The sequence below is a fragment of the Vibrio alfacsensis genome, assembly GCF_019670485.1.
Taxonomy (GTDB): domain Bacteria; phylum Pseudomonadota; class Gammaproteobacteria; order Enterobacterales; family Vibrionaceae; genus Vibrio; species Vibrio alfacsensis.
In genome coordinates, this window is record NZ_AP024165.1 from 2,359,675 (window position 1) to 2,381,494 (window position 21,820).

23 protein-coding genes are annotated in these 21,820 nt (G+C 44.3%); 10 read left to right on the forward strand and 13 right to left on the reverse strand.

Features of this window, described 5'->3' with window-relative positions; all coding sequences use genetic code 11:
• Window positions 1–3: 3 nt before the first annotated feature.
• From VA249_RS10870 to VA249_RS10890, 5 genes are all read right to left on the reverse strand, one after another.
• Complete coding sequence (locus tag VA249_RS10870) at window positions 4–636, reverse strand: NADH:ubiquinone reductase (Na(+)-transporting) subunit D (RefSeq protein WP_005436651.1); 633 nt, start codon at window positions 634–636, stop codon at window positions 4–6.
• Window positions 636–1,421, reverse strand: coding sequence for a Na(+)-translocating NADH-quinone reductase subunit C (locus VA249_RS10875; protein ID WP_221067988.1), 786 nt, complete (start codon window positions 1,419–1,421; stop codon window positions 636–638). The genes VA249_RS10870 and VA249_RS10875 overlap by 1 nt, the downstream gene beginning before the upstream one ends.
• Window positions 1,411–2,652, reverse strand: coding sequence for an NADH:ubiquinone reductase (Na(+)-transporting) subunit B (locus VA249_RS10880; RefSeq protein ID WP_128810350.1), 1,242 nt, complete (start codon window positions 2,650–2,652; stop codon window positions 1,411–1,413). The genes VA249_RS10875 and VA249_RS10880 overlap by 11 nt, the downstream gene beginning before the upstream one ends.
• A gap of 3 nt (window positions 2,653–2,655) precedes the next feature.
• Window positions 2,656–3,996, reverse strand: coding sequence for a Na(+)-translocating NADH-quinone reductase subunit A (locus tag VA249_RS10885; RefSeq protein WP_128810349.1), 1,341 nt, complete (start codon window positions 3,994–3,996; stop codon window positions 2,656–2,658).
• 460 nt (window positions 3,997–4,456) lie between these two features.
• The gene (locus VA249_RS10890; protein WP_221067989.1) at window positions 4,457–4,765 is read right to left on the reverse strand and encodes a BolA/IbaG family iron-sulfur metabolism protein; all 309 of its coding nucleotides are present in this window, start codon (window positions 4,763–4,765) and stop codon (window positions 4,457–4,459) included.
• 204 nt (window positions 4,766–4,969) lie between these two features.
• Here VA249_RS10890 and VA249_RS10895 point away from each other — a divergent pair, with 204 nt between their 5' ends.
• The 4 genes from VA249_RS10895 (at window position 4,970) to VA249_RS10910 (ending at window position 8,782) form a co-directional block, all read left to right on the forward strand.
• Window positions 4,970–6,127 carry a methyltransferase gene (locus VA249_RS10895; protein ID WP_221067990.1) on the forward strand — a complete coding sequence of 386 codons (1,158 nt, stop codon included), beginning with the start codon at window positions 4,970–4,972 and terminating at the stop codon, window positions 6,125–6,127.
• Window positions 6,128–6,241: 114 nt separating this feature from the next.
• Window positions 6,242–6,811 carry a YajG family lipoprotein gene (locus tag VA249_RS10900; RefSeq protein ID WP_128810346.1) on the forward strand — a complete coding sequence of 190 codons (570 nt, stop codon included), beginning with the start codon at window positions 6,242–6,244 and terminating at the stop codon, window positions 6,809–6,811.
• Window positions 6,811–7,356 carry a peptidylprolyl isomerase gene (locus VA249_RS10905; RefSeq protein ID WP_211916113.1) on the forward strand — a complete coding sequence of 182 codons (546 nt, stop codon included), beginning with the start codon at window positions 6,811–6,813 and terminating at the stop codon, window positions 7,354–7,356. The genes VA249_RS10900 and VA249_RS10905 overlap by 1 nt, the downstream gene beginning before the upstream one ends.
• 73 nt (window positions 7,357–7,429) lie before the next feature.
• Window positions 7,430–8,782: an AmpG family muropeptide MFS transporter gene (locus tag VA249_RS10910; RefSeq protein WP_221067991.1), complete on the forward strand. Its 1,353-nt coding sequence runs from the start codon at window positions 7,430–7,432 to the stop codon at window positions 8,780–8,782.
• 167 nt (window positions 8,783–8,949) lie between these two features.
• On the opposite strand, the gene VA249_RS10915 is transcribed toward VA249_RS10910, so the two are convergent.
• From VA249_RS10915 to VA249_RS10930, 4 genes are all read right to left on the reverse strand, one after another.
• On the reverse strand, window positions 8,950–9,612 hold the full coding sequence (locus VA249_RS10915) for a ChrR family anti-sigma-E factor (protein WP_221067992.1): 663 nt from the start codon (window positions 9,610–9,612) through the stop codon (window positions 8,950–8,952).
• Window positions 9,609–10,190 carry an RNA polymerase sigma factor gene (locus VA249_RS10920; RefSeq protein ID WP_128810343.1) on the reverse strand — a complete coding sequence of 194 codons (582 nt, stop codon included), beginning with the start codon at window positions 10,188–10,190 and terminating at the stop codon, window positions 9,609–9,611. The genes VA249_RS10915 and VA249_RS10920 overlap by 4 nt, the downstream gene beginning before the upstream one ends.
• Before the next feature lie 95 nt (window positions 10,191–10,285).
• The gene (locus VA249_RS10925; RefSeq protein WP_221067993.1) at window positions 10,286–11,662 is read right to left on the reverse strand and encodes a DUF4397 domain-containing protein; all 1,377 of its coding nucleotides are present in this window, start codon (window positions 11,660–11,662) and stop codon (window positions 10,286–10,288) included.
• Window positions 11,659–12,255: an LON peptidase substrate-binding domain-containing protein gene (locus tag VA249_RS10930; RefSeq protein ID WP_128810341.1), complete on the reverse strand. Its 597-nt coding sequence runs from the start codon at window positions 12,253–12,255 to the stop codon at window positions 11,659–11,661. The genes VA249_RS10925 and VA249_RS10930 overlap by 4 nt, the downstream gene beginning before the upstream one ends.
• A gap of 323 nt (window positions 12,256–12,578) precedes the next feature.
• Between VA249_RS10930 and VA249_RS10935 the strand changes: the two genes are divergently transcribed.
• From VA249_RS10935 to csdA, 4 genes are all read left to right on the forward strand, one after another.
• Complete coding sequence (locus VA249_RS10935; protein ID WP_221067994.1) at window positions 12,579–13,397, forward strand: nucleoside-specific channel-forming Tsx family protein; 819 nt, start codon at window positions 12,579–12,581, stop codon at window positions 13,395–13,397.
• A gap of 109 nt (window positions 13,398–13,506) precedes the next feature.
• The gene (gene panE, locus VA249_RS10940) at window positions 13,507–14,397 is read left to right on the forward strand and encodes a 2-dehydropantoate 2-reductase (RefSeq protein ID WP_221067995.1); all 891 of its coding nucleotides are present in this window, start codon (window positions 13,507–13,509) and stop codon (window positions 14,395–14,397) included.
• Window positions 14,394–14,993 (forward strand): DJ-1 family glyoxalase III, encoded by a 600-nt coding sequence (locus tag VA249_RS10945; RefSeq protein ID WP_211916107.1) that lies wholly within the window; start codon window positions 14,394–14,396, stop codon window positions 14,991–14,993. Before panE ends, VA249_RS10945 begins: the two co-directional genes overlap by 4 nt.
• Window positions 14,993–16,204, forward strand: coding sequence for a cysteine desulfurase CsdA (gene csdA, locus VA249_RS10950; RefSeq protein WP_221067996.1), 1,212 nt, complete (start codon window positions 14,993–14,995; stop codon window positions 16,202–16,204). The genes VA249_RS10945 and csdA overlap by 1 nt, the downstream gene beginning before the upstream one ends.
• Window positions 16,205–16,602: 398 nt before the next feature.
• Here the strand turns inward: csdA and csdE are convergent, their stop codons facing one another.
• The 4 genes from csdE to VA249_RS10970 form a co-directional block, all read right to left on the reverse strand.
• Window positions 16,603–17,031: a cysteine desulfurase sulfur acceptor subunit CsdE gene (gene csdE, locus VA249_RS10955; protein WP_221067997.1), complete on the reverse strand. Its 429-nt coding sequence runs from the start codon at window positions 17,029–17,031 to the stop codon at window positions 16,603–16,605.
• 20 nt (window positions 17,032–17,051) lie between these two features.
• The gene (gene tcdA / locus VA249_RS10960) at window positions 17,052–17,861 is read right to left on the reverse strand and encodes a tRNA cyclic N6-threonylcarbamoyladenosine(37) synthase TcdA (protein ID WP_211916104.1); all 810 of its coding nucleotides are present in this window, start codon (window positions 17,859–17,861) and stop codon (window positions 17,052–17,054) included.
• Between the two features lie 101 nt (window positions 17,862–17,962).
• Window positions 17,963–19,066: a murein transglycosylase A gene (gene mltA / locus VA249_RS10965; RefSeq protein ID WP_221067998.1), complete on the reverse strand. Its 1,104-nt coding sequence runs from the start codon at window positions 19,064–19,066 to the stop codon at window positions 17,963–17,965.
• A 381-nt stretch (window positions 19,067–19,447) separates the two neighbouring features.
• A complete protein-coding gene (locus VA249_RS10970) occupies window positions 19,448–19,891 on the reverse strand; it encodes a DUF2850 domain-containing protein (protein ID WP_223917779.1) in 444 nt (147 codons plus the stop codon).
• Window positions 19,892–20,053: 162 nt separating this feature from the next.
• Between VA249_RS10970 and argA the strand changes: the two genes are divergently transcribed.
• Together argA and VA249_RS10980 are read left to right on the forward strand one after the other, a co-directional pair.
• Window positions 20,054–21,385 (forward strand): amino-acid N-acetyltransferase, encoded by a 1,332-nt coding sequence (argA, locus tag VA249_RS10975; RefSeq protein ID WP_221067999.1) that lies wholly within the window; start codon window positions 20,054–20,056, stop codon window positions 21,383–21,385.
• Between the two features lie 242 nt (window positions 21,386–21,627).
• Window positions 21,628–21,816 carry a hypothetical protein gene (locus VA249_RS10980; RefSeq protein WP_128810334.1) on the forward strand — a complete coding sequence of 63 codons (189 nt, stop codon included), beginning with the start codon at window positions 21,628–21,630 and terminating at the stop codon, window positions 21,814–21,816.
• Window positions 21,817–21,820: the final 4 nt, after the last annotated feature.

Genomic DNA, 21,820 nt, shown 5'->3' on the forward strand with positions numbered 1-21,820 from the left:
TCCTTACTCCTTCGCTTCGATTTGTTCAGGTCTGATAATGCGGATAGCCCAGATCATGAAACCGATTAAGAAGAATGCTGATGGTGCAAGTAGCATCAGGCCGTTTGGCTGGTACCAACCACCGTTGCTCACTAGAGGTAGTACTTCTAGGCCAAATAGTTTGCCTGAGCCAAATAGCTCACGGAAGAAACCAACAGTGATAAGAACGAAGCCGTAACCAAGACCGTTACCGATACCATCAATTAGAGATGGGATTGGCGCAGATTTCATCGCGAATGCTTCTGCACGACCCATTACGATACAGTTCGTAATGATCAGACCTACGAATACCGATAGCTGTTTAGAGATATCGTATAAGTATGCTTTAAGCACTTGGTCTACCACGATTACTAGAGATGCGATGATTGCCATCTGAACGATGATACGCACACTGTTAGGAATGTGGTTACGGATTAAAGAAACAGAGAAGTTCGACAGTGCAGTTACAAATGTTACCGCTAGTGTCATTACAAATGCTGTTTCTAGTTTAGTTGTTACTGCAAGAGCAGAACATACACCAAGAACCTGCAGCGCAATTGGGTTGTTATCCAACACCGGCGCCATGATGCTCTTTTTAATGTTTTGTGCGCTAGACATTAGTTCAGACCTCCATCACGAACTTTTGCTAGGAAAGGACCGTAGCCCATGTCACCTAACCAGAAGTCGAATGTACCTTGAACACCGTTACCAGTTAGTGTCGCACCAGATAGGCCATCAACGCCGTGTTCAGAACCTGCTGGAGCGCCACCTTTAACAATCTTGATTGCTGGTTTGTGGTTTTCATCAAACAGTTTCTTACCAACGAATTGAGCACGCCATGCTGGGTTCTCTACTTCACCACCAAGTCCAGGAGTTTCACCTTGCTCGTAGTAAGTAATACCAGAAATAGTGTTACCGTCAGTTTCAACCGCAACGAATGCGTACATCATTGACCAAAGACCTGTTCCGTGAACAGGGATGATAACTTTAGATACTCCATCACCGCTTTTCACTAGGTAAACAATACCTGTGTTAGCACGACGTAGGATCTTAGCTTTGTCTTCTTCAGCCGTTAGCTTGATAGATTCAGCTGGATCTTTTGCTGCTTTACGTTGGTCGTAGTTCGCTGCCGTAGAACCATCTTCCGCTTTCTCTACAAAGTCACCTGTTTTGAAATCAACTAGACGAGGTTCAATGTACTCAGCAAATAGCTCAGGTACTTTTTTACCGTCTGTGTCAATGCCAGCAACTTCTACAATCTTTGATTGTTTATCTAGGACAGCGTTAGCTTTTTGCTTATCACGCAGACCTACTGCTGCTGTTGATACGATGATTGAACAAACAAGGCTCAACCCGATAACAACACCCAGCGTCTTTTTAATGCTGTCGTTATTACTTGCCATAGCGTGCTAGTCTCCGCTTGATGTTCTTCTCGATAACCACATGGTCGAACAGAGGTGCGAATAGGTTCGCGAATAGAATCGCCAGCATCATACCCTCAGGGTAAGCTGGGTTAACTACGCGGATCATCACACACATTGCACCGATTAGGATACCGTACCACCACTTACCACCGTTGGTGAATGAAGCTGATACAGGGTCCGTTGCCATGAAGAACATACCGAATGCAAAACCACCTAGTACTAGGTGCCAGTGCCATGGCATGTTGAACATTGGGTTGGTGTCAGAGCCGATTACGTTGAACAACGTCGACACTGCAATCATACCGATCATTACACCCGCAATAATGCGCCATGAAGCGATTCGCATGTAAACGATCATCGCCGCACCGATCATTAGAGCCAGAGTCGATACTTCACCAATTGAACCAGGAATGTTACCGATGAAAGCATCCATCCAAGTGATATGCGCGCCAGTGATGTTATTGATCAGCGCACCATTACCACCCTGAGCCCATTGGCTAAGTGCTGTAGCACCAGAGAAGCCATCGGCCGCTGTCCATACTAAGTCACCAGAGATTTGAGCTGGGTAAGCAAAGAATAGGAACGCACGACCTGCAAGTGCAGGGTTCAAGAAGTTACGACCTGTACCACCGAAGATCTCTTTAGCAACAACAACACCAAATGTGATACCTAGTGCCGCTTGCCATAGAGGTAGCGTTGGTGGAACGATAAGCGCGAATAGAATAGAAGTAACAAAGAAACCTTCGTTAACTTCGTGCTTACGCACCATACAGAAAAGCACTTCCCAGAAACCACCAACGATAAATACCGTTGCGTAGATAGGTAGGAAGTAAGTCGCACCTAGTAGCATCTTACTGCCAACGCCCGACTCAGCACCGATGGTGCCGCCAAGCATTTCTGTTAGCCAGTAGTGCCAGTTACCAGAGATAACTGTCGCTAGTTGCTCACCAGCGTACATGTGGTTAAGTGCTGCAATCGCTTGGCCACCCGCGTTGTACATACCCCAAAACATTGCTGGGAAAACCGCGAACCAAACCATGATCATGATACGTTTTAAGTCAACGCTATCACGGACGTGCGAGCTACGTTTTGTTACTAGACCTGGCGTGTAGAAAAGCGTCGCCGCTGCTTCGTACAGTGCAAACCATCTTTCGTGTTTGCCGCCTGGTTCAAAATGATGCTCGATATCCTCTATGAATTTTTTAAGCATGGATTACCCTTCCTTCACAATGGTATCTAGGCATTCACGAAGTAGCAGACCGTACTCGTATTTACCAGGACATACAAAGGTACACAATGCTAGATCTTCTTCATCCAGTTCAAGTGCACCAAGTGCTTGCGCACTGTCAGTATCACCTGCACATAGATCACGAAGTAGCAATGTTGGTTCCATATCAAGTGGCATTACACGCTCGTAGTTGCCAATTGGAACCATTGCACGGTCACTACCGTTAGTCGATGTTGTCATATTGAACAACTGACCTTTGAAAACGTGACCAAGGAAAGATTTTGTAATCGAGAATTTGTTTTTACCAGGTACAGCCCAACCAAACAGCTCTTTGTCACGCCCCTCGCGCAACACAGAAACTTGTTGATGGTAACGACCAAGGTAAGCATGTGGACCAGACGCTTGAGTACCAGACAGTACCGAGCCAGAGATCACACGAACTTCACCAGGCATCAATTCGCTGTCAGTTAGGTCTTCTAACGAAGCACCTACAACAGTGCGAACTAAACGTGGGTTGTTGACAACTGGACCAGCTAGAGAGACAACACGGTCTGTACATAGCTCGCCAGTTAGGAATAGCTTACCTAACGCGATAACGTCTTGGTAATTGATGCTCCAAGCCACGTTTTGTGCATTTACTGGGTATAGGAAATGCATGTGTGTGCCAGCAAGACCTGCTGGGTGAGGGCCATCGAAGACGTGTTCTTCTACGTTAGACTGAGAAGAACGTGGCAAGCTCGTGCCAGATTTACATACGTAAACCTTGTCTTCTGTCAGGGCTGAAAGAATGTCTAGACCTGCAACGAATGCTTCTTGTTGTTCATTAATGATCAACTCAGGCTGAGCTGCGAGTGGATTAGTATCCATCGCAGTTACAAAGATAGCCTTTGTAGCAGAATCGATTGCTGGAACCTTGCTGAACGGACGAGTACGGAAAGCGGTCCAAAGGCCAGATTCAACCAGTTGAGTCTTGATCACTTCGCGATCTAGACCAGCTAGTTGACTTGCTTCGAACTTATCAAATGTCACCTGCTCTTCGCCTGCCACTTCAATCACTACAGATTGAAGTACACGCTTAGCGCCACGGTTAACTTCGATCACTTTACCGGCTGCTGGTGCAGTGAACTTCACGCCAGGGTTCTTTTTGTCTTCAAAAAGAACTTGCGCTTTTTTCACTTCATCACCAACGCGGACATGCATGGTAGGACGCATGCCAACGTACTCTTCGCCAAGCAAGGCGACTTTTTTGATGGTCTTACCATCATTAATCACCTGGGATGGAGTTCCTGCGATAGGAAGATCCAAGCCCTTCTTTATTGTAATCATACGCACTTGCACTACTTTTATCGGGAAAAAGATTCTTTTGATTGCGTAACTTTTAGACACGACATCAGTGTCCGGTTCTGGCGATGTTTTAAACGCCAAAATCGCAACATCCTATTAAAAATCTTGTCACAGTAATTTGGACAGATCTATCAGGTGCCGTAGTCTAGCATTTTTTCGGAACTTGATGCCATGACCAATAACAGTAATAGTGCTTTTATTTCGCTCCAAACCGCGTTAAAAGGTTAAAGAATAGTCATAAGTTTGAGCCATCGCACAAATGTCAGCCCCTCTTTTGTACCATCCAGAATCACTTATTCATGGTTTGAAACATGCATTAATTTCTATTCATTTGTTGAAACGCTGTTAACGATTTTTATAAAGTTCTCGTTATACGTTTCGAACATTACAAAGCAAAAAAGATGACCGAGGCCATCTTTTCAAGTCGTTGTTTTAATCGAACTTAACGTCCACCACCCATGCACATTGGGCTATCTGGCGCACCATCTTGCTCAAGCTTCCATTCATCAGGCGTATATGTATGAATCGCCAGTGCGTGAATGTGATTGTCTAACTCATCAGCAAGCACTTGGTGTACTTGACGATGACGGCCAATCAAACGCAATCCAGCGAACACATCACTCACAACAATCACCTTAAAATGGCTCTCTGAACCAGGCGGTACGTTGTGCATGTAGCTTTCATTAATCACCTTGAGATAATCAGGTTGCAACTCACCATGCAGTTTCTTTTCTATGATTTCTTGGATCATATTTCGTCCTCATCAATACCAATCCGGTAAGTATATACTCTAGTTTTGCAAATTAAATCTTAGAACTGGCATTACTTTACACCTGTCACCGTTCCTACAAACAAAAAGCAAGCCAAAATCAGGAATTTTGACAGCTTTTTGTATCTTGAGGACGCATCATTTGCGACAATCGTCTCTCGTTTTTAACTTAACCAACGTTTATCTATGAAAACCGAACTGAATCTTCACGATAGAAGCCTAGAGCTTCACCGCTTTCCAAAACGCTCAAACGAAACTCTTCAAGCGTGGGACGCGGGTGATGAATATCTCATCAATCATGTCGAAGAGCTTGCACTGCCTGACAATCAAAACATCGTTGTTATTAATGATAACTTTGGCACGCTTGCTTGCTGGTTTTCCCAAAGACATAACGTCACGTTTGTGAGTGATTCATTTATCTCACATAAAGGCGCACAAAAGAATTTAGAGTTAAATCACTGCAACCGTGTCGGCTTTCTCACCACCATGGACGACATTCCTGCCAATACCGATATTGTTTTGCTGCAATTACCGAAAAGCAATCGTCACCTCGTTTGGTTGTTGAGCCAATTACGTAAGTCACTACCAGCGTCTTGCCCAATTATCGCAGTCAATAAAGCGAAAGAGATTCACACCTCAACACTCAAACTGTTTGAGAAGTACCTAGGTGAAACCAAGACATCGCTTGCGTGGAAAAAACATCGTTTAGTTTTTTCCAATGCCAATAGCAAACCAATCATTGATGTCGACCCGATGACAGTCTGGGATGTGGATGGCGAAAACATTCAACTCAAGAACCTGCCAAATGTTTATTCTGGTGAAAGCTTGGATTTAGGAGCACGCTTTATGCTGCAACACTTACCAAAAGATCCAAGCATCAAGCACATCATTGATCTAGGTTGTGGGAATGGCGTTCTATCGGTAAAAGTGGGCCAGCTCAATCCAAATGCACGTCTTACTTGTATTGATGAAAGTTTCATGGCGGTAGAATCAGCAAAACAAAACCTGACGGATAACTTAGGCAGTGATATTGATTTTCAGTGTATTGCTAATAACTGTTTGGATGATTTCAAACCCGATAGTGCTGACCTAATTATGTGCAACCCACCATTTCATCAGCAACAAGCCATTACTGACCACATTGCATGGCAAATGTTTTGTGATGCTAAACAAACCCTAAACCGTCAAGGTAAATTACTTGTCATCGGTAATCGCCACCTCGGCTATGATGCAAAATTGAAGCGCCTATTCGGCGATAAAAACGTGAAATTAATCGCTTCAAACAATAAGTTTGTCATTTTACAGGCTGTAAAAAATCCTGCTAAATTAAGCGCAGCACTATAACCCCCTGATTTCAGGGTATGAACATATTTTTAGTGAAGCCATCAGCATCAATGTCATGATGGTAACTAGTTGAACCAACTTGCCCTAGCAACATGTTGAAAAGGAAATAACAAAATGAAAAAACTGGTACTCGCCGCTTCGGTTGCTCTGCTTGCTGCATGTTCAGCGCCTCAGCAGCCACAACTGAATCTAATGCCAGAAACAACACTTAGTACAAATCCTATTGTTCAAGGCAAAACTTACAGCCTAACGAGTAAAGATGTTCGTGCAGCACAATACGTTGCGCTCGTGGATAACGGCCGTTCAAACATTCTGCCTCTCCATGCGAAGCAGAACTTGCGAATCTCATTAGAAGAAGCACTTGAAAAACAATTGTCTTCACAAGGCTTTCATTCTGACTTAAACAGCAACAACAGTATCGAACTTGAAGTACAAGAAGCATTGGTAAACGTTAAACACTCTGTTATGGAGAATGAAATGGATGCCAAGGTCGTGCTAGAAATTACAGCAGAGACACCTCAAGGGAAACTCGTAAAAACTTTCACTGGTACGGCAAAACGTTCTGGCACACTAAGCGCTTCTGACGCGGACATCGAGCAAACGTTGAATGATGTCGTTGCGCTTACGCTTAAAGAGATAGCAAACGACGCTGAGTTACGTCAGTACATGCAGGAGCGATTCTAATGTTACGTAAAGCGATTCTATCTTTGGCACTACTTAGCTGTAGCGTATTTGCCGGGCCAAAAGTCGCATTTGAAACGACACTGGGCAATTTTACCGTTGAGCTAAACCAAGAAAAAGCACCGATCACTGTCTCTAACTTCCTAAAATATGTAGAAGATGGTAGCTATGAAGGGACTATTTTTCATCGTGTTATCCCTGGCTTTATGGCTCAAGGCGGTGGCTTTAATCAAGACATGCAAATGGTTAAAACCTACGCACCTATCAAAAATGAGGGCAATAACGGTTTAAATAACGACCGCGCAACCATTGCAATGGCGCGTACCAATGCACCTGATTCCGCTACGCGACAGTTTTTTGTTAACTTAACCGATAATGATTTCTTAAACTACGGTGCTCGCCCACCAGGTTACGCCGTATTTGGTCATGTTGTTGAAGGGTTTGATGTCATTGAAAAAATGGCGAAACAACCAACGACATCTTTTGGTCGTATGCAAGATGTCCCAGAAAAACAAATTGTGATTACCAAGGCAACATTGCTGAAGTAAACATACCCCAAAAGCCCTTTGAAAATTCGAGGGGCTTTCTCTTTTTAGCCGCTCTATGTTAACGGATTGATTTATGTCTTCTCTGCCCTCCATCACTTGGTTGGAAACAGTAAAAAGTTACCTTGATAAACGCCTACTTTGGGTTTTCATGCTGGGCTGTTCAAGCGGTTTCCCGTGGGTATTGATTGGCTCGAATATGTCCGGTTGGTTAAAAGATTCGGGCCTAACTCTCTCTGCGATTGGTTACTTTGGTAGCGTATTTGCTGTCTATGCCATTAACTTTATGTGGGCACCTTTAGTTGACCGCGTAAAATTGCCCTTGCTAAACCGCTTATTGGGCCAACGCCGCAGCTGGATTTTTCTTTGCCAGAGCATCGTCCTTATTGCGACCATATTTATTGCAGGCGTGAATCCGGCAGAGAACTTGATCTTTGCATCACTTCTTGCGCTTTGTATCGCTACCGCGTCAGCCACTCAAGATATTGCTATTGACGCTTTCCGTATTGATACTTTCCCAAAATCTGAAGAATCAAAGCTGCCCCAAGCATCAGCCATGGCCGTTATTGGTTGGTGGACTGGCTATTCTCTTCCTGGCTATTTGGCATTCATTAACGCCGATAGTATTGGCTGGAATGGCGTTTACTATGGTATGGCAATGGTCGTTGTATTGCTTATGATTTTTACGCTGTTGGTTGGCGAGCCAAAAACCCAACGAGAGCAACTTCAGCATCAAGCCGAACAACGCCATGAAGAAGTAGTAGGTTCTAAAATCGCTGCCTGGTTTACCGTAACGGTTGTTGAACCTTTCCTAGATTTCTTTAACCGAAACGGCGTTCGGGTTGCCATCACCCTACTGCTATTCGTGTTTCTATTTAAGATTGGCGAGGCCTTTTTGGGAAGAATGTCGATTGCATTCTATAAAGATATTGGCTTTAGCAATGAGCAGATTGGCCACTACTCCAAATTGATCGGTTGGGGCGCAACAATGCTCTTCACGCTGGTTGGCAGCATGTTCAATGTTAAATTTGGCATCGTTCGCGGTTTAATGATCGGTGGCATTGCCATGGCAGCTAGCAACCTGATGTTTGCTTGGATCGCCAAAGTCGGCCCAAATGAACACCTGTTCTTAGCAACGATTATTGTCGATAACTTTACAACAGCATTCTCTACCGTCGCATTTGTTTCGTTCCTAACCATATTAACCGGGCAAGCTTTTTCGGCAACACAGTATGCTTTGCTTGCATCGTTAGGTAACTTCGGGCGTACTACCCTTGCTTCATTTAGTGGCGAATTAGTGGACTATTTAGACAACTGGACGGCTTTCTTTATTTTGACCGCGTTAATGGTTATACCAAGCCTTGTCATGCTGTATTCATTAAGGCATTACTTCACTGACTTACTAGAGAAAGCGAGACACAAGCACTGAGCATAAGTTGCTACTTGCTCAAAAACAGTCTGTTCATAAAGGACTCGCCGCTTGCGAAAAACCATTTCGCCACCATAAAAAGTCACCTCCATCAAAAAACCACCGGCTTAACGGTGGTTTTTTACATGGAGGAAATCAAAAGCGTTTGTTTCACACTAACGTCGCACTTATGGGTACATCCCTTTACCGAACAAATTGAAGATTCTCGCGACACCTTGCGTGAATATCATCGGCTCAGTCAGCACGGTCAGGCACAAACAATCTTCACCCGATTTCGTGAATGGGCTGTGCTTGACAGAAGCATCTCTAACTAAAAGATCACCTTTTTCATAATGGCCATCTTCATCGCTGAAACCACCGTGCAACACTAGCGTAGATTCGAGGCCTTTGTGTGTATGTTGAGGTATCTGCACATCTTGATTAATGTACATCAAGTTTACCCTTGCCTCTTCTCCGAAATCCAATTGGGAACTGAATACTTTCCCACCGTAACTCTTCCAATCTCCGACTAAGTCAGTATACCGACTCAACGTTTTAGGAAGTTGAAAAGTTTTACCTGCAACGCTTACCGAGGCGACTTCTCTGATAATAATATCATCACGGGTTGGCTCTGAATTGATGATATCGCTAAGCATATAGTCAAAAGTAGGGTCATAGTCAGCCGGAATATCATTGGCGACATCACGGCCTTGTGATGCTTCTATTTGATTGACACGTGCACGACAGTGGGGACAGGTTTCCAAATGGGTTGCGACCACTAAACCAGAAACTGCATCAATACTTCCTGAAGCATAGGCCTCTAACAAATTGTTATCTGGGTGTTTGTTCATAGTTGCTCCGTATGCATCGAATGCCTTAGTTTTTCTACCGCTAATCTCAAGCGCGATTTAACGGTGCCAAGAGGAATATCGAACAGCTCCGCGACTTGCTGATGGGGCATTTCCTCTAGATACACTGCCCGTAGTACATCTCTCTGGTTTTTAGGCAAGATATCCAAAAACTTAACCACTTGCTCTTTTAGCATATCTTGCTCGGGAGAGTAGTGATCCACGAGATCCGGCGGGTAGTATTCCGATGGCCAAATATCATCAGAGTGGATATGTAAATCTTTACCTTTCTGCTTTCTCAGCAAATCAAAGCACTGATTACGAATGATGGTGTATATCCATGTCGATAGTGCGCTTTTCTCTCCATCATAAAGGTGAGCTTTTTGCCAGACAGTTGCCATTGTCTCTTGAACCATCTCTAAAGCAACCTGTTCATTGCCCACATGCTTATAGGCAAATTGTTTCAACTTAGGCGCATAAAAACGGAATACGAAAGCAAAAGCGTCTTTGTCTCGTGCTTTTACTTTATTCATATAAGCATTCCAGTCGCTTCGCCCTAATTTTTGCGGGCTTTCATTCATATTCTTCAGCCTTAAAGTTTGGGAGGAGAGTCCTCCTCCCTTTTCATCCAAGTTCGATTATTTTCAACGAGCAACGCCCATATTTATGATGAGGCTCACTTCACCAACAAACCGAATCCACCGTTATCATCTATCGCTATCGCTTGATAAATCATGCCATCTTCTAGTGGGGGAAGCATCGCTGGCCCAATAACCGGCGTTTTATCGCCAGGTGCCGTCACGGTGACATAGTAATCACCTGCCGCAACGTAAATATTCTGCACACTTTGCTTATACGCAAAATCCGCTATCGCTGGATCACTTTCAGAAATATCTTGCGTCGTAGTGAGATACACATCAACACTCGCCGCTGCCGGATTCGATGCAGCATGCGTTACATTTAAGATAGCACTCGTTGCAACAGCGCGTCGTACATCGGTTACGACGAGAGGCTCTATAGCAATAGACGGTGAAACCATACCGACCGCATAAACGCTGTAAGTTTTCCCTGATTCAAAGGTGACTTCAGCATCAATAATTGGATCTGCAACGCCGTCAGCAACCACACTTGCGTTGTATGACATAGCGGCGACGGGAAGATAATCAGAGATATCCTTAAACATCACATCAGACAACACAGTATTGCCATCTAGCAATACATCAACGTTTGGTGCGCCATCCACTAAATGCCCAACTCTCAACTCAGATAAACCAACACCATCTCTCGCCCCAAAGCTATCGCCCGCGCTTAAAATGGTTGAAGATCCTGTTCCATCAAGTACGAGTAGCTTCACTGGAGATTCAGACACCGAGCCACCTTTATTTATTGCGGCAACGGTTAACTCACTATTGGCCGTTAAGCTCACCGGACCGGAATCAAACACTGGAGTATTAGTTGTGTCTGTCGATAATGCCAATCTAATCTGGTAGTCGCCATTAGGAATATTGATGACATCGGTAAAGCCTTTGTAATCAAGAGTAGCGACAGGAGACGCTGTCATTAAATCGGCCCCTGGCTCAGTAACGAACACATTCACCTCAGGAACGCCCGCAGCCGCATGTACGACTTGAACGTCTAGACTATTTGGATCGGCCATCGCATCATCGCTTCGAGTGACAATCAATGGTTCCACTGGTGTTGCAGAACCATCAACCGCAGAGCCAACAACAAACGCGGTGTATTTAAGATCGGAATCTAGTTCAAGTGTCGTTTTTGGAATAACAGTGGTTGTTTCACCACCCGGTAATTGCACGTCAACTTGTACCGAATTCATACCCTCTCGAAGAGAGACGTACCCTGACCCAACGCCATAATCAACGCCCTCTAACGCGGCCTCATCATTAATCCATACATTCGCTAAAGGGGCATCGGCAGAGGCGTGCACTGCTTGCAAGCTCGTAAAGTCTATAGTGTCTGTGTCGCTATCTGAGTTACAAGCCGTTAAGCCCAGTGCGGCCAACAACGTCACAGTGAGTTTTGTCAATCCATTCATATCCAAGTCTCTCTTTGGTGTGGGGTTTCTATGGCATCGTTCAGGAATTGCAGTGCAGGCAAACAATCATGCGCACCAACTAACTTTTCAAACAGCGCGCTGTCGAGTGGTAGAATTTCTAACCAACGCTGCGTAACCCATGACACATCATCAAAAAATCGATGCTGGTAGAGGCCACCAAGTTGAGGAAAACGTGTGTAAATACGTGCAAGTTGCTGACTGAGATCGGTAAAAGGAGGAGCAGAAATAGGTCCCTCCCAATTTTCTAACCACTCCACATCGGCATGGCGCAAACCATCCGAATCGGCTCTCACACGTTTTACAGAAAAACGTTTTTCTCCAACGACTGTAATGCCAAGAAGACCATCACTAAGTATTTCAAAATCTACGATAGTGACCAAAGTACCGATTGAAGAAACATTTCCCACTGCTTTCGAGTTTTCTGAGTTTCCAACAAGACAAACTCCAAAGCCCTTATTTTGGATACTGCATTCTTTCACCATTCTTTTATATCTCGGCTCAAAAATGCGTAAGTTCATCTTGCCCTCAGGCAACACAACCGAAGTGAGTGGAAATAACATGACTTCATTCATTCAAACGTCCTCTTTGATTCATAGAGTGTTACGGAGAGGACACAAATCAGATCACTAACTGTTTCTGTTGGTTAATCGAGTGGCTTAAAAAATCATAAAAACGCTTGCGCAAACGACACAAGTCACATAATTAGTGCAAATCAATGCAACAACCGAAAAGTTCCATGGGATTAATTAGTTTCGTGACATACATCACCAAAAATCTTTATTTTTGCACCGTTTATCACTTTCATTTGAGATTTTTATCGCTATTATTCCCGCCAATTGGAAAGCGCAGCGAAGATTGCGTGTTCTGAATCATTACAAACATAGAGAGTCCCCTTATGCGTAAATCACTTTTAGCTCTGAGCCTACTAGCGGCTACATCAGCTCCAGTTATGGCGGCAGATTACTCTGACGGCGATATCCACAAGAACGATTACAAGTGGATGCAATTCAACATCATGGGTGCCTTCAATGAAAAAGGCGTGCAAGAGTCTACTCACGATTACCTAGAGATGGAATTTGGCGGTCGCTCTGGTATTTTCGACCTTTACGGCTACGTTGATGTATTCAACCTAACTTCAAGCAAAAGCAGCGACAAAGCTAACGGCGATAAAATTTTCATGAAGTTTGCGCCTCGCATGTCTCTAGATGCTGTAACTGGTAAAGACCTATCTTTCGGTCCTGTGCTAGAAACTTACATCGCATCTGAAATCAACTGGGACGGCGGTAAAGGTGGTGTAAACCTACAGAAAATCGGTCTTGGTTCAGACATCGATATGCCATGGTTTGGTAAAATGGGCCTAAACCTATACAGCACATACGATTCAAACAAGAAAGACTGGAACGGTTTCCAAATCTCGACTAACTGGTTCAAACCTTTCTACTTCTTCGAGAACGGTTCATTCATTTCTTACCAAGGTTACATTGATTACCAATTTGGTATGAAAGAAGAATACTCAACAGCTAGCCACGGCGGTGCAATGTACAACGGTATCTACTGGCACTCAGACCGCTTCGCTGTCGGTTACGGTCTAAAACTATACAACGACGTATACGGTTTTGCTGACGGTGAAGACGTACCATTCATTCCTGGTAATGACGTGAAGTTTGAATCTTCAGGTGTAGCTCACTACGTAGCTGTAACTTACAAGTTCTAATTGAACCAATAAGTTTCCCCCAAAAATGGCGCCGCTTGGCGCCATTTTTATTTGCTTTCCTTTTTTCCCTCATTATCCTTGCAGCAAACCTTTTTATTGAGAGCGTTTGGTGAATATTCTCATCCTTGGTCCAGGAGCGGTTGGCTCTCTTTGGGCAACAAAATTTCAGCTAGCTGGACACCACGTGTCATTGTGGGGGCGTACCTCAGAGAGCGAGTTGTCGCTTCAACTGGATGATGCTCCGTTTACCACTTATTCCAATCAAAGCATTTCCTCTTTGCAAGAGGCTGATTTGATTTTAATCACGGTAAAAGCTTGGCAAGTTGAATCTGCAATTGAACTTCTTTTGCCACACATCAACGCAGATACCATCGTAATGCTAATGCATAATGGTATGGGTACCGCAGAATGGTTAGAGTCGAAGTTAAGCGACAATCCGATTGTGGTTGCGACGACAACGCATGGCGCCTACAAGCCTACCAAGCAGCAAGTATTGCACACCGGTCATGGATACACACAAGTCGGTGGATTTAATGCTAAGGGAGCAAAGTGTGATTTCTTGCAAGATGTCATGAATCACGCCCTACCAAGCGTGAATTGGAACCCAAATATCCATTCCGCCTTGTGGACCAAACTTGCAATCAATTGCGCTATTAACCCGCTGACCGCCATTCATCAATGTAAAAATGGTGAGCTTGCCGCAGAACAATATTCATCTTTATTAGAAGCCATCACTCACGAATTGGTTGAGGTGATGAATAAAGAAGCGATCGTCACGGATTTTGACACGTTGCATCGCACCATTATGCAAGTGGTTAACGCGACGGCAGCGAACTACTCTTCTATGAGGCAAGACATTTTTCATAAGCGTCGTACCGAGATCGACTTTATTACCGGCTATTTATTACAAGCGGCCAAAAAGCATCAAATAAATACACCAGAGAATGCCAAACTCTATCAATGCCTCAAACAAATTGAACAAAGCTGGACAGAACAATGAACAAAAAGATCTTAGTTCCTATTGCACCAGGTACGGAAGAAATGGAAGCCGTGACCGTTATCGATATTATGGTTCGTGCTGGCTATGACGTAACGGTCGCAAGTGCCGATTTCGATGGCGCGCTGACAATGAAAGCCTCGCGTGGTGTCACCTTAACGGCCGATTGTAAATTGGTTGATATTGCTGATGACGAGTTTGATGCCATTGTTCTCTCTGGCGGTGTCGGTGGCGCTGAGACATTCCGTGATAGCACCATTATGATAGAAATCATTAGACAGCACATGTACGAGGGTAAGCTCGTTGCAGCGATTTGCGCAGCGCCCGCTGTAGTACTGCAACATCATGATCTTTATCCAGAAGCGTTAATGACTTGCCACCCTAGCTTTCAATCCCATATTCCTAAAGATAAATGGCGTGCAAAACGCGTCACTATGGATATAAACCACAACTTGCTCACCAGTCAGGGGCCAGGTACTGCGCTCGAGTTTGCAATGGAGATCATCATTAAGCTTTCCGGTAAAGAGCATGCGTGGACCGTGGCTGAGCCTATGGTCACTCTTCCTACTCTTCATTATCACGAACTTGGTGATGAATAATGTTTGATATCAATGCCGTACGCGCGCAGTTCCCAGCCCTTAATCAAGAAGTAAACAACGTTCCTTTGGTGTATCTCGATAGCGCAGCGACGACTCAAAAGCCACAATGCGTGATTGATGTCATCAGCCGTTATTACAGCGCACAAAACGCCAATGTGCATCGCGGCAGTCATAGCCTAACCGCGAATGCCACCAGCCAATTTGAGGCCGCTCGTGAGACCGTAGCAGCGTTTATTGGGGCAACCAACTCAAAAGAAATCATTTGGACTCGCGGTGCAACAGAAGCGCTGAACTTAATCGCGCAAACTTACGCCCGAAGTACACTCCAAGCGGGTGATGAAATCCTGATTAGTGAGATGGAACACCACGCAAACATCGTACCTTGGCAGATTGTTGCAGAACAGACGGGAGCAACGATCATTAAGGTTCCGATGACATCGAGTTGCCAGTTCGACATCGACGCGTTTGAGACACTATTATCGGAGCGTTGTAAGATCGTCGCTTGTGCGCAAATTACAAATGTGACCGGCACTCGTCAACCTGTCGAGAAAATCATTGCTTTAGCCCATAAAGTAGGTGCGGTTGTGGTTGTCGATGGTGCGCAAGGCATCGTACACGAGCCACTTAATTTGGCTGAATTAGATGTCGATTTTTACGTATTCTCTGGCCACAAACTTTACGCTCCCGCTGGTATCGGCGTGCTGTATGGCAAACTTGAACTTTTAGAAGCGATGCCACCATGGCACGGCGGCGGTAAAATGGTTGAGAGAGTCTCATTTGAGAAAACGACATTCTCTGCCTTGCCGGGTAAGTTTGAAGCGGGTACACCGAACGTGGCTGGTGCGATTGCCCTAGCGAAAGCCATCGACTGGTATCAAGGCTTCGACCGAAGTGCAGTAGAGGCGCATCTGCATACTCTGCAAGACAAAGCTTACCAAGCGCTGCGCCAGTTAGATGATATCCAAATTCTTGGTTACCAGCCTAACGCTTCAGTGCTGACGTTTGTAATGGATGGTGTTCACCACCAAGACATTGCAACGCTGCTCGATCAACAAGGTATCGCCGTTCGCGCCGGGCATCACTGTGCTCACCCTCTGATGGATGCACTTAACGTCAAAGGCACGGTGCGCGTTTCTTTTGGTATCTACAATACGTTAGAAGATGTTGAGAGGCTGATTGCAGCGGTCGAGAAAGCGGTCGATATGCTTTAGGAAACTGGCAGGTCTTCGGTTTAAAGATAGGTACTAGGTTTAAAAGTAGGTCCTAGGTTCCTAGGGCCTAATATCTTGGATTACGTAGTCTTTTTAGTTGGAAAACACAGCTGTCATTCTGAACAGTGAGGAACGAACGTGATTCAGAATCTGCGGGTCGAATTTGAGGACACAAAGGTGATGAATCGAGGCTAAATTGCGTGTAGGAGCTAGATTCCTAGTCTCGCTAAGGCTCGCTGGAAGGACGTTATTGCGAAAGTATTTTTTCTGTTATCGAGAAGCAAAGCGCTCCGTATTCCACACATCTCTCAATAGTCAACGAAACGCACAAAGCTCCCAACGTACTTTCCTAGGATCCTAGGCCCTATCAACCTAGGATCTTTAAATCGTCCCTTTTCTTATTGAGCTTGTGTTTTGATCTGCTCAACAATCGCTTTTAAACCGTTACCACGTGAAGGGCTTAGGTGAGCGATTAAACCAAGCTTTTCAAAGTAAGCATCAATATCAAACCCTTGAATTTGCGCTGCAGTTTTACCATCGTAAGCTGCCATCACCAAGGCAATCAGACCACGAACGATACGCGCGTCAGAATCAGCGCAGAAGTGCCATACCCCATCTTGTTCTTTGCTGACTAGCCACACTAAGCTTTCACAACCAGACACGGTGACTTGCTCTGATTTAAGTTCTTCTGGCATTGGTGGCAGCTTTTTACCCCACTGAATCACTTGGCGATAACGGTCTTCCCAACCTTTAAATTGCTGCATAGTTGCAACAATGTCTTCACTGGTGATATCAATGCCAAATGGCGATGCAGGAAAGTCAGTCATGACGCGCTCTCTTCTCTGAATTACTTCTTGTACTTTTGAATCAACTTTTCAACGATCCGTGATACCGCAACAAAACCGAACGTTGCTGTCACGACAGTAGCTGCGCCAAAACCACTCGCACAGTCCATGCGTTTTGGACCTTCTGCTGTCGATTTCACGCCACACACGGAACCATCCGCTTGTGGGTACTTCAATTGTTCCGTAGAGAACACACAATCGATGCCAAACTTACGTGCAGGATTTTTCGGGAAGTTATGATGACGGCGCAAGGTGTCTTTGATCTTCTTCGCCAGTGGGTCTTGGATAGTCTTGGTCAGATCCGCCACCATAATTTGGGTTGGATCGGTTTGACCTCCGGCACCACCTGTGGTGATCACCTTGATCTTATTACTGCGGCAGTAAGCCAATAGCGATGCTTTTGCTTTCACACTGTCGATCGCATCCAACACGTAATCGAAATCTTTGCTCAAATATTCATGTTGGTTATCTGGCGTAATGAAATCATCAATTAGATTCACCTTACATTCTGGGTTAATCAGCTTAACGCGTTCTGCCATCACTTCGATTTTGCTTTGACCAACCGTACCTGTCATCGCATGGATTTGACGGTTAATGTTCGTTACACACACGTCATCCATATCGATAAGCGTCAGTTCACCAATACCAGTACGAGCAAGTGCTTCAACAGCCCATGAACCCACACCACCAATGCCAATCACACACACGTGTGCAGCGCGAAGAATGTCTACTTCGCTGTTACCGTAGAGACGACGAGTGCCACCAAAACGTTGGTTATAGCTGTCAGAGGCCGGAGTATCGAGTTCACGCATATTGAAGTTCCAGATGATCGATAGAAAAACAAAGAGTGCGATTTATACGCACTCTTTGAGGAAATGTCTAGATAAGGAGAGTGGATTCTCTCACTAGGAATTTATTGTAACTTTTCTGGTGGTAAAGCCCAAGGTGCTTGCGTTGGGGTGTTTTCTAAGCCTAGCTTCCACACACGGCCAAAGTGCTTGTAATGTCCCGCTTCTGTGCCCGCACGTGGCCCCATACCATGGTAAAGGTCTAAATGGTTTTGCTTTACCGCTCCGCCCGTGTCTAACACAATAAGAAGACGAAGTTGGTGCGCCCCACTCCATGTCCCATCAACATTCAATAACGGGACTTCTGCAAGAATTGGCGTACCCATCGGTAGAATTGAGCGATCGCCCGCGACCGATGCCATTGGCAATAGTGGAATACCTGCTGAACCGGTTACCGGCGCATCCGCTTGCGGCGCAAAGAACACATAAGATGGATTTTGCTCTAATAGTTCACGTACCGTTGCTTCATCGTTGGCCATTACCCATTCTTTAATCGCTTTAAGCGACATTTTTTCACGTGGTACTTCACCACGTTCAATCAGAATTCGACCAATGCTGACGTAAGCTTTATTGTTTTTACCTGCGTAAGCAAAGTACTCCAAAGTATCGTCATCTTCAAAGTGAACAAAACCGCTACCTTGAACTTCCATCATGAAAGGATCAATTCGATTTGGAGCATAACCAAGTACCAAGCCTTGACCGTCTAGCGCGCCACTATAGATTTCTGCACGGGTTGGGCAATCTGCACTGCAATTCGGCATACCATAAACCGGATACTTGTACGTCTCATTGGCTTCATGACGCAACTCCATCACTGGTGAAAAATAGCCAGTAAATAGAACATTACCTTTTTTATCACCGCCACCGAGTTGGGCAGCTTGAATGCCGTATGCACTTAACGCACTGGTATCACCGCTTTGCAATGCCCATTCACTCAACTTCTCATACAAAGGCTGATACATTTTTGCCATTCTTGGTGACTTAGTCACAACCTGTTCAGCTTGCTTATTAAACTCTGTAAAGTCGCGGGGTTTGTTCGACTCAACCACATCCACTTTATTTAAAACTTGAGGAAATTCGCCATCCAAATATTGCTGGGCCAAATCATTTTGTTGGGCACAGCCAAATAATAGACTTAATGAAATAACAGGAATGAGTTTTTTTAACACGTGTCTTTTCCGTAATAGAAGATAGCAAAAGGATGGCAAACAAATGCGACAGACGCAATTGAAAAGCTGCGACAAAGTGTATCAGTAATAAGGAAAAAGTGTTGGTTGCTGTCAATTCATTCACTTAACCCCATCGACCAAAGTTGTCTCAATTCACTTGGGTGATGAGAACGCCTAGATCTTAGAAAGCATTAGCTCTAAGAAATACTGGTTCTAAAAAATACTGGTTCTAAGACAAGATTAGTTCTACGAAAACTTTGCCCCTCAGAAGAGATTGATTCTAAGAAGACATTGGTTCGAAGAAACATTGGCCCATAAAAACGAATCGACTTTCAAAAAGAACGATAATGCAAACAAAGGCGGCTGACTAACTAAATGTCGTCAGCGAACGGAACGTTGTGTGTGGCCTTCAATACGAAACACCGGCAAATAGTGAGCATTGGAATCGAGTTTCATTTCTGAATGCTGTTGGTTGATAAATTCAAACTTACGAACCGTTGAACCCACTTTGTAAGACAAAGAATCACCATCAAATTCAAACTCGGTTGCGACAATAGCCCCATTAACCGCCACTCCTCCTGAGCTTAAAACAAACTCTTCTCTTGCATACGGCGCAACATCCTGCTCAATCCACTTACCATAAACAATCGACTCATCAATAGGTGGATTGATATAGCGAGCAATCAAGTCTCCATAAAGCATAAACGCAACAATACTCCCAACAATCGCACTGAGCATTAGTGAGCGTTCTATCCACTTACGGATCATTGATTTGTCTGAGCTTTCTTGAGCTTTTTCGAGGCGAGGTTTTACAGCAGTCGTCATGGTCTTTTACATAATTTTATAAGAGGGTCGATTATAGTTCCTCATTCATCAAATAAAAAAGTGCCATCCTATTGATATTTGTTATTCATTCCAAAATTTACCTTGCGAACACTTGAATAAAAAGACAAAATAACAACATAAATACGCAAAGGAGTTGTGGTAGTGAAGATTCGTAGTACTGCCCTTGTAAAAGGATTTCGTCAATCAACCCCATATGTTAACGCTCACCGTGGAAAAACGATGGTGCTTATGCTTGGTGGCGAGGCGATCGCTGATAAAAATTTTGGTAATATTATCAATGACATTGCTTTAATGCATAGCCTAGGAATAAAAATCGTTTTAGTCTACGGTGTTCGCCCTCAAATAAACCAACTTCTTGAAAAACAAAACCTTACTACGCCATATCATAAAAACATACGAATTACTGATGAAGCCGCACTTTCGGTAGTTATGCAAGCAGCTGGACAACTTCAATTAGCCATTACCGCGCGGCTTTCTATGAGTCTCAGTAACACTCCGATGGCTGGTACACAACTCAACGTGGTCAGCGGAAACTTTGTCATAGCACAGCCTCTCGGAGTTGATGATGGTGTCGACTATTGCCATAGCGGCCGTACACGTCGTATTGATGTTGATGCCATTCATCGCACGCTCAATCAAGGTTCAATTGTCTTGCTCGGTCCCATCGCAAGCTCGGTCACAGGTGAGTGTTTCAACTTATTATCAGAAGAGGTCGCAACTCAAGTTGCTATCAAACTCAAAGCCGACAAATTAATCGGCTTTTGTTCAGAGCAAGGTGTTATTAACGACGAGGGCAATGCAATTGCAGAGCTATTCCCTACAGAAGCAGAACAAGTCATCAGCACACTCACAGAAATCAACGATTCTGATTACCACTCTGGCACGCTTCGTTTCTTAAAAGGGTCAGTGACCGCCTGCCGCGCTGGAGTACCTCGTAGCCACCTAATTAGTTACAAAATGGATGGCGCTTTGATACAGGAGCTCTTCTCTCTTGATGGTATCGGTACACAAGTCGTGATGGCGAGTGCCGAACAAGTACGCCAAGCAAACATCGATGATATTGGGGGCATTTTAGATTTGATCCGCCCACTTGAAGAGCAAGGTGTATTAGTTCGCCGATCTCGTGAACAACTTGAACAAGAAATTGGAAAATTCACCATTATCGAAAAGGATGGCTTAATCATCGGTTGTGCGGCGTTATACCCATATGTTGAAGAACGAAAAGCTGAAATGGCATGTGTGGCGATTCATCCTGATTATCGGGATGGCAACCGAGGACAAATGTTACTCAATTACATGAAGCACCGCACCAAACTCGACAACATAAGCCAAATATTCGTACTGACTACGCGCAGCTTACATTGGTTTAGAGAGCAAGGGTTTTATGAAGTGAGTGTGGATTATCTACCCGGAGCAAAACAAGGCTTATATAACTTTCAAAGAAAATCCAAAATTCTTGCGTTAGATGTCTAGCATCACTCGCTATAGTAGCTTTTATTTAAAAATATAATGCAATGCATTACATATAATTGATGACCAATTTTCCCTTTTCAATGTGCATGTCGTTGTTTATAATTTACGCGTTGATTGTACATTACTTAATCAATCATGGATCTAGGTGCAAATTCTTCGCACCCTAAACTGCATCGTGATTACCACCTGCATGACACATCAAGGACAGCTGTTATTCTTAAACAAATAAGATGAGCACTGTTATGAGAACCATCATTTGTAACTCGCTACAAAGCTTCTGGGATATGGCCGATAACCACTTTCTTGAGGGGTTAGATGTACACTGTGTTTTTCCAGTCAATGACGCTATCAAAGACTTTATTCTGGCTTATCAACAGCAGTACAAGATAAAAAGCGTCTCCTTTACTAATGCATTTTCTAGACTTGAATGAACAG

Bases quoted from the DNA above. Each gene is read 5' to 3' on its own strand.
- VA249_RS10870 (WP_005436651.1), bottom strand. From the start codon at position 636: ATGTCTAGCGCACAAAACATTAAAAAGAGCATCATGGCGCCGGTGTTG.
- VA249_RS10875 (WP_221067988.1), bottom strand. From the start codon at position 1,421: ATGGCAAGTAATAACGACAGCATTAAAAAGACGCTGGGTGTTGTTATC.
- VA249_RS10880 (WP_128810350.1), bottom strand. From the start codon at position 2,652: ATGCTTAAAAAATTCATAGAGGATATCGAGCATCATTTTGAACCAGGC.
- VA249_RS10885 (WP_128810349.1), bottom strand. From the start codon at position 3,996: ATGATTACAATAAAGAAGGGCTTGGATCTTCCTATCGCAGGAACTCCA.
- VA249_RS10890 (WP_221067989.1), bottom strand. From the start codon at position 4,765: ATGATCCAAGAAATCATAGAAAAGAAACTGCATGGTGAGTTGCAACCT.
- VA249_RS10895 (WP_221067990.1), top strand. From the start codon at position 4,970: ATGAAAACCGAACTGAATCTTCACGATAGAAGCCTAGAGCTTCACCGC.
- VA249_RS10900 (WP_128810346.1), top strand. From the start codon at position 6,242: ATGAAAAAACTGGTACTCGCCGCTTCGGTTGCTCTGCTTGCTGCATGT.
- VA249_RS10905 (WP_211916113.1), top strand. From the start codon at position 6,811: ATGTTACGTAAAGCGATTCTATCTTTGGCACTACTTAGCTGTAGCGTA.
- VA249_RS10910 (WP_221067991.1), top strand. From the start codon at position 7,430: ATGTCTTCTCTGCCCTCCATCACTTGGTTGGAAACAGTAAAAAGTTAC.
- VA249_RS10915 (WP_221067992.1), bottom strand. From the start codon at position 9,612: ATGAACAAACACCCAGATAACAATTTGTTAGAGGCCTATGCTTCAGGA.
- VA249_RS10920 (WP_128810343.1), bottom strand. From the start codon at position 10,190: ATGAATGAAAGCCCGCAAAAATTAGGGCGAAGCGACTGGAATGCTTAT.
- VA249_RS10925 (WP_221067993.1), bottom strand. From the start codon at position 11,662: ATGAATGGATTGACAAAACTCACTGTGACGTTGTTGGCCGCACTGGGC.
- VA249_RS10930 (WP_128810341.1), bottom strand. From the start codon at position 12,255: ATGAATGAAGTCATGTTATTTCCACTCACTTCGGTTGTGTTGCCTGAG.
- VA249_RS10935 (WP_221067994.1), top strand. From the start codon at position 12,579: ATGCGTAAATCACTTTTAGCTCTGAGCCTACTAGCGGCTACATCAGCT.
- VA249_RS10945 (WP_211916107.1), top strand. From the start codon at position 14,394: ATGAACAAAAAGATCTTAGTTCCTATTGCACCAGGTACGGAAGAAATG.
- csdA (WP_221067996.1), top strand. From the start codon at position 14,993: ATGTTTGATATCAATGCCGTACGCGCGCAGTTCCCAGCCCTTAATCAA.
- csdE (WP_221067997.1), bottom strand. From the start codon at position 17,031: ATGACTGACTTTCCTGCATCGCCATTTGGCATTGATATCACCAGTGAA.
- tcdA (WP_211916104.1), bottom strand. From the start codon at position 17,861: ATGCGTGAACTCGATACTCCGGCCTCTGACAGCTATAACCAACGTTTT.
- VA249_RS10970 (WP_223917779.1), bottom strand. From the start codon at position 19,891: ATGACGACTGCTGTAAAACCTCGCCTCGAAAAAGCTCAAGAAAGCTCA.
- VA249_RS10980 (WP_128810334.1), top strand. From the start codon at position 21,628: ATGAGAACCATCATTTGTAACTCGCTACAAAGCTTCTGGGATATGGCC.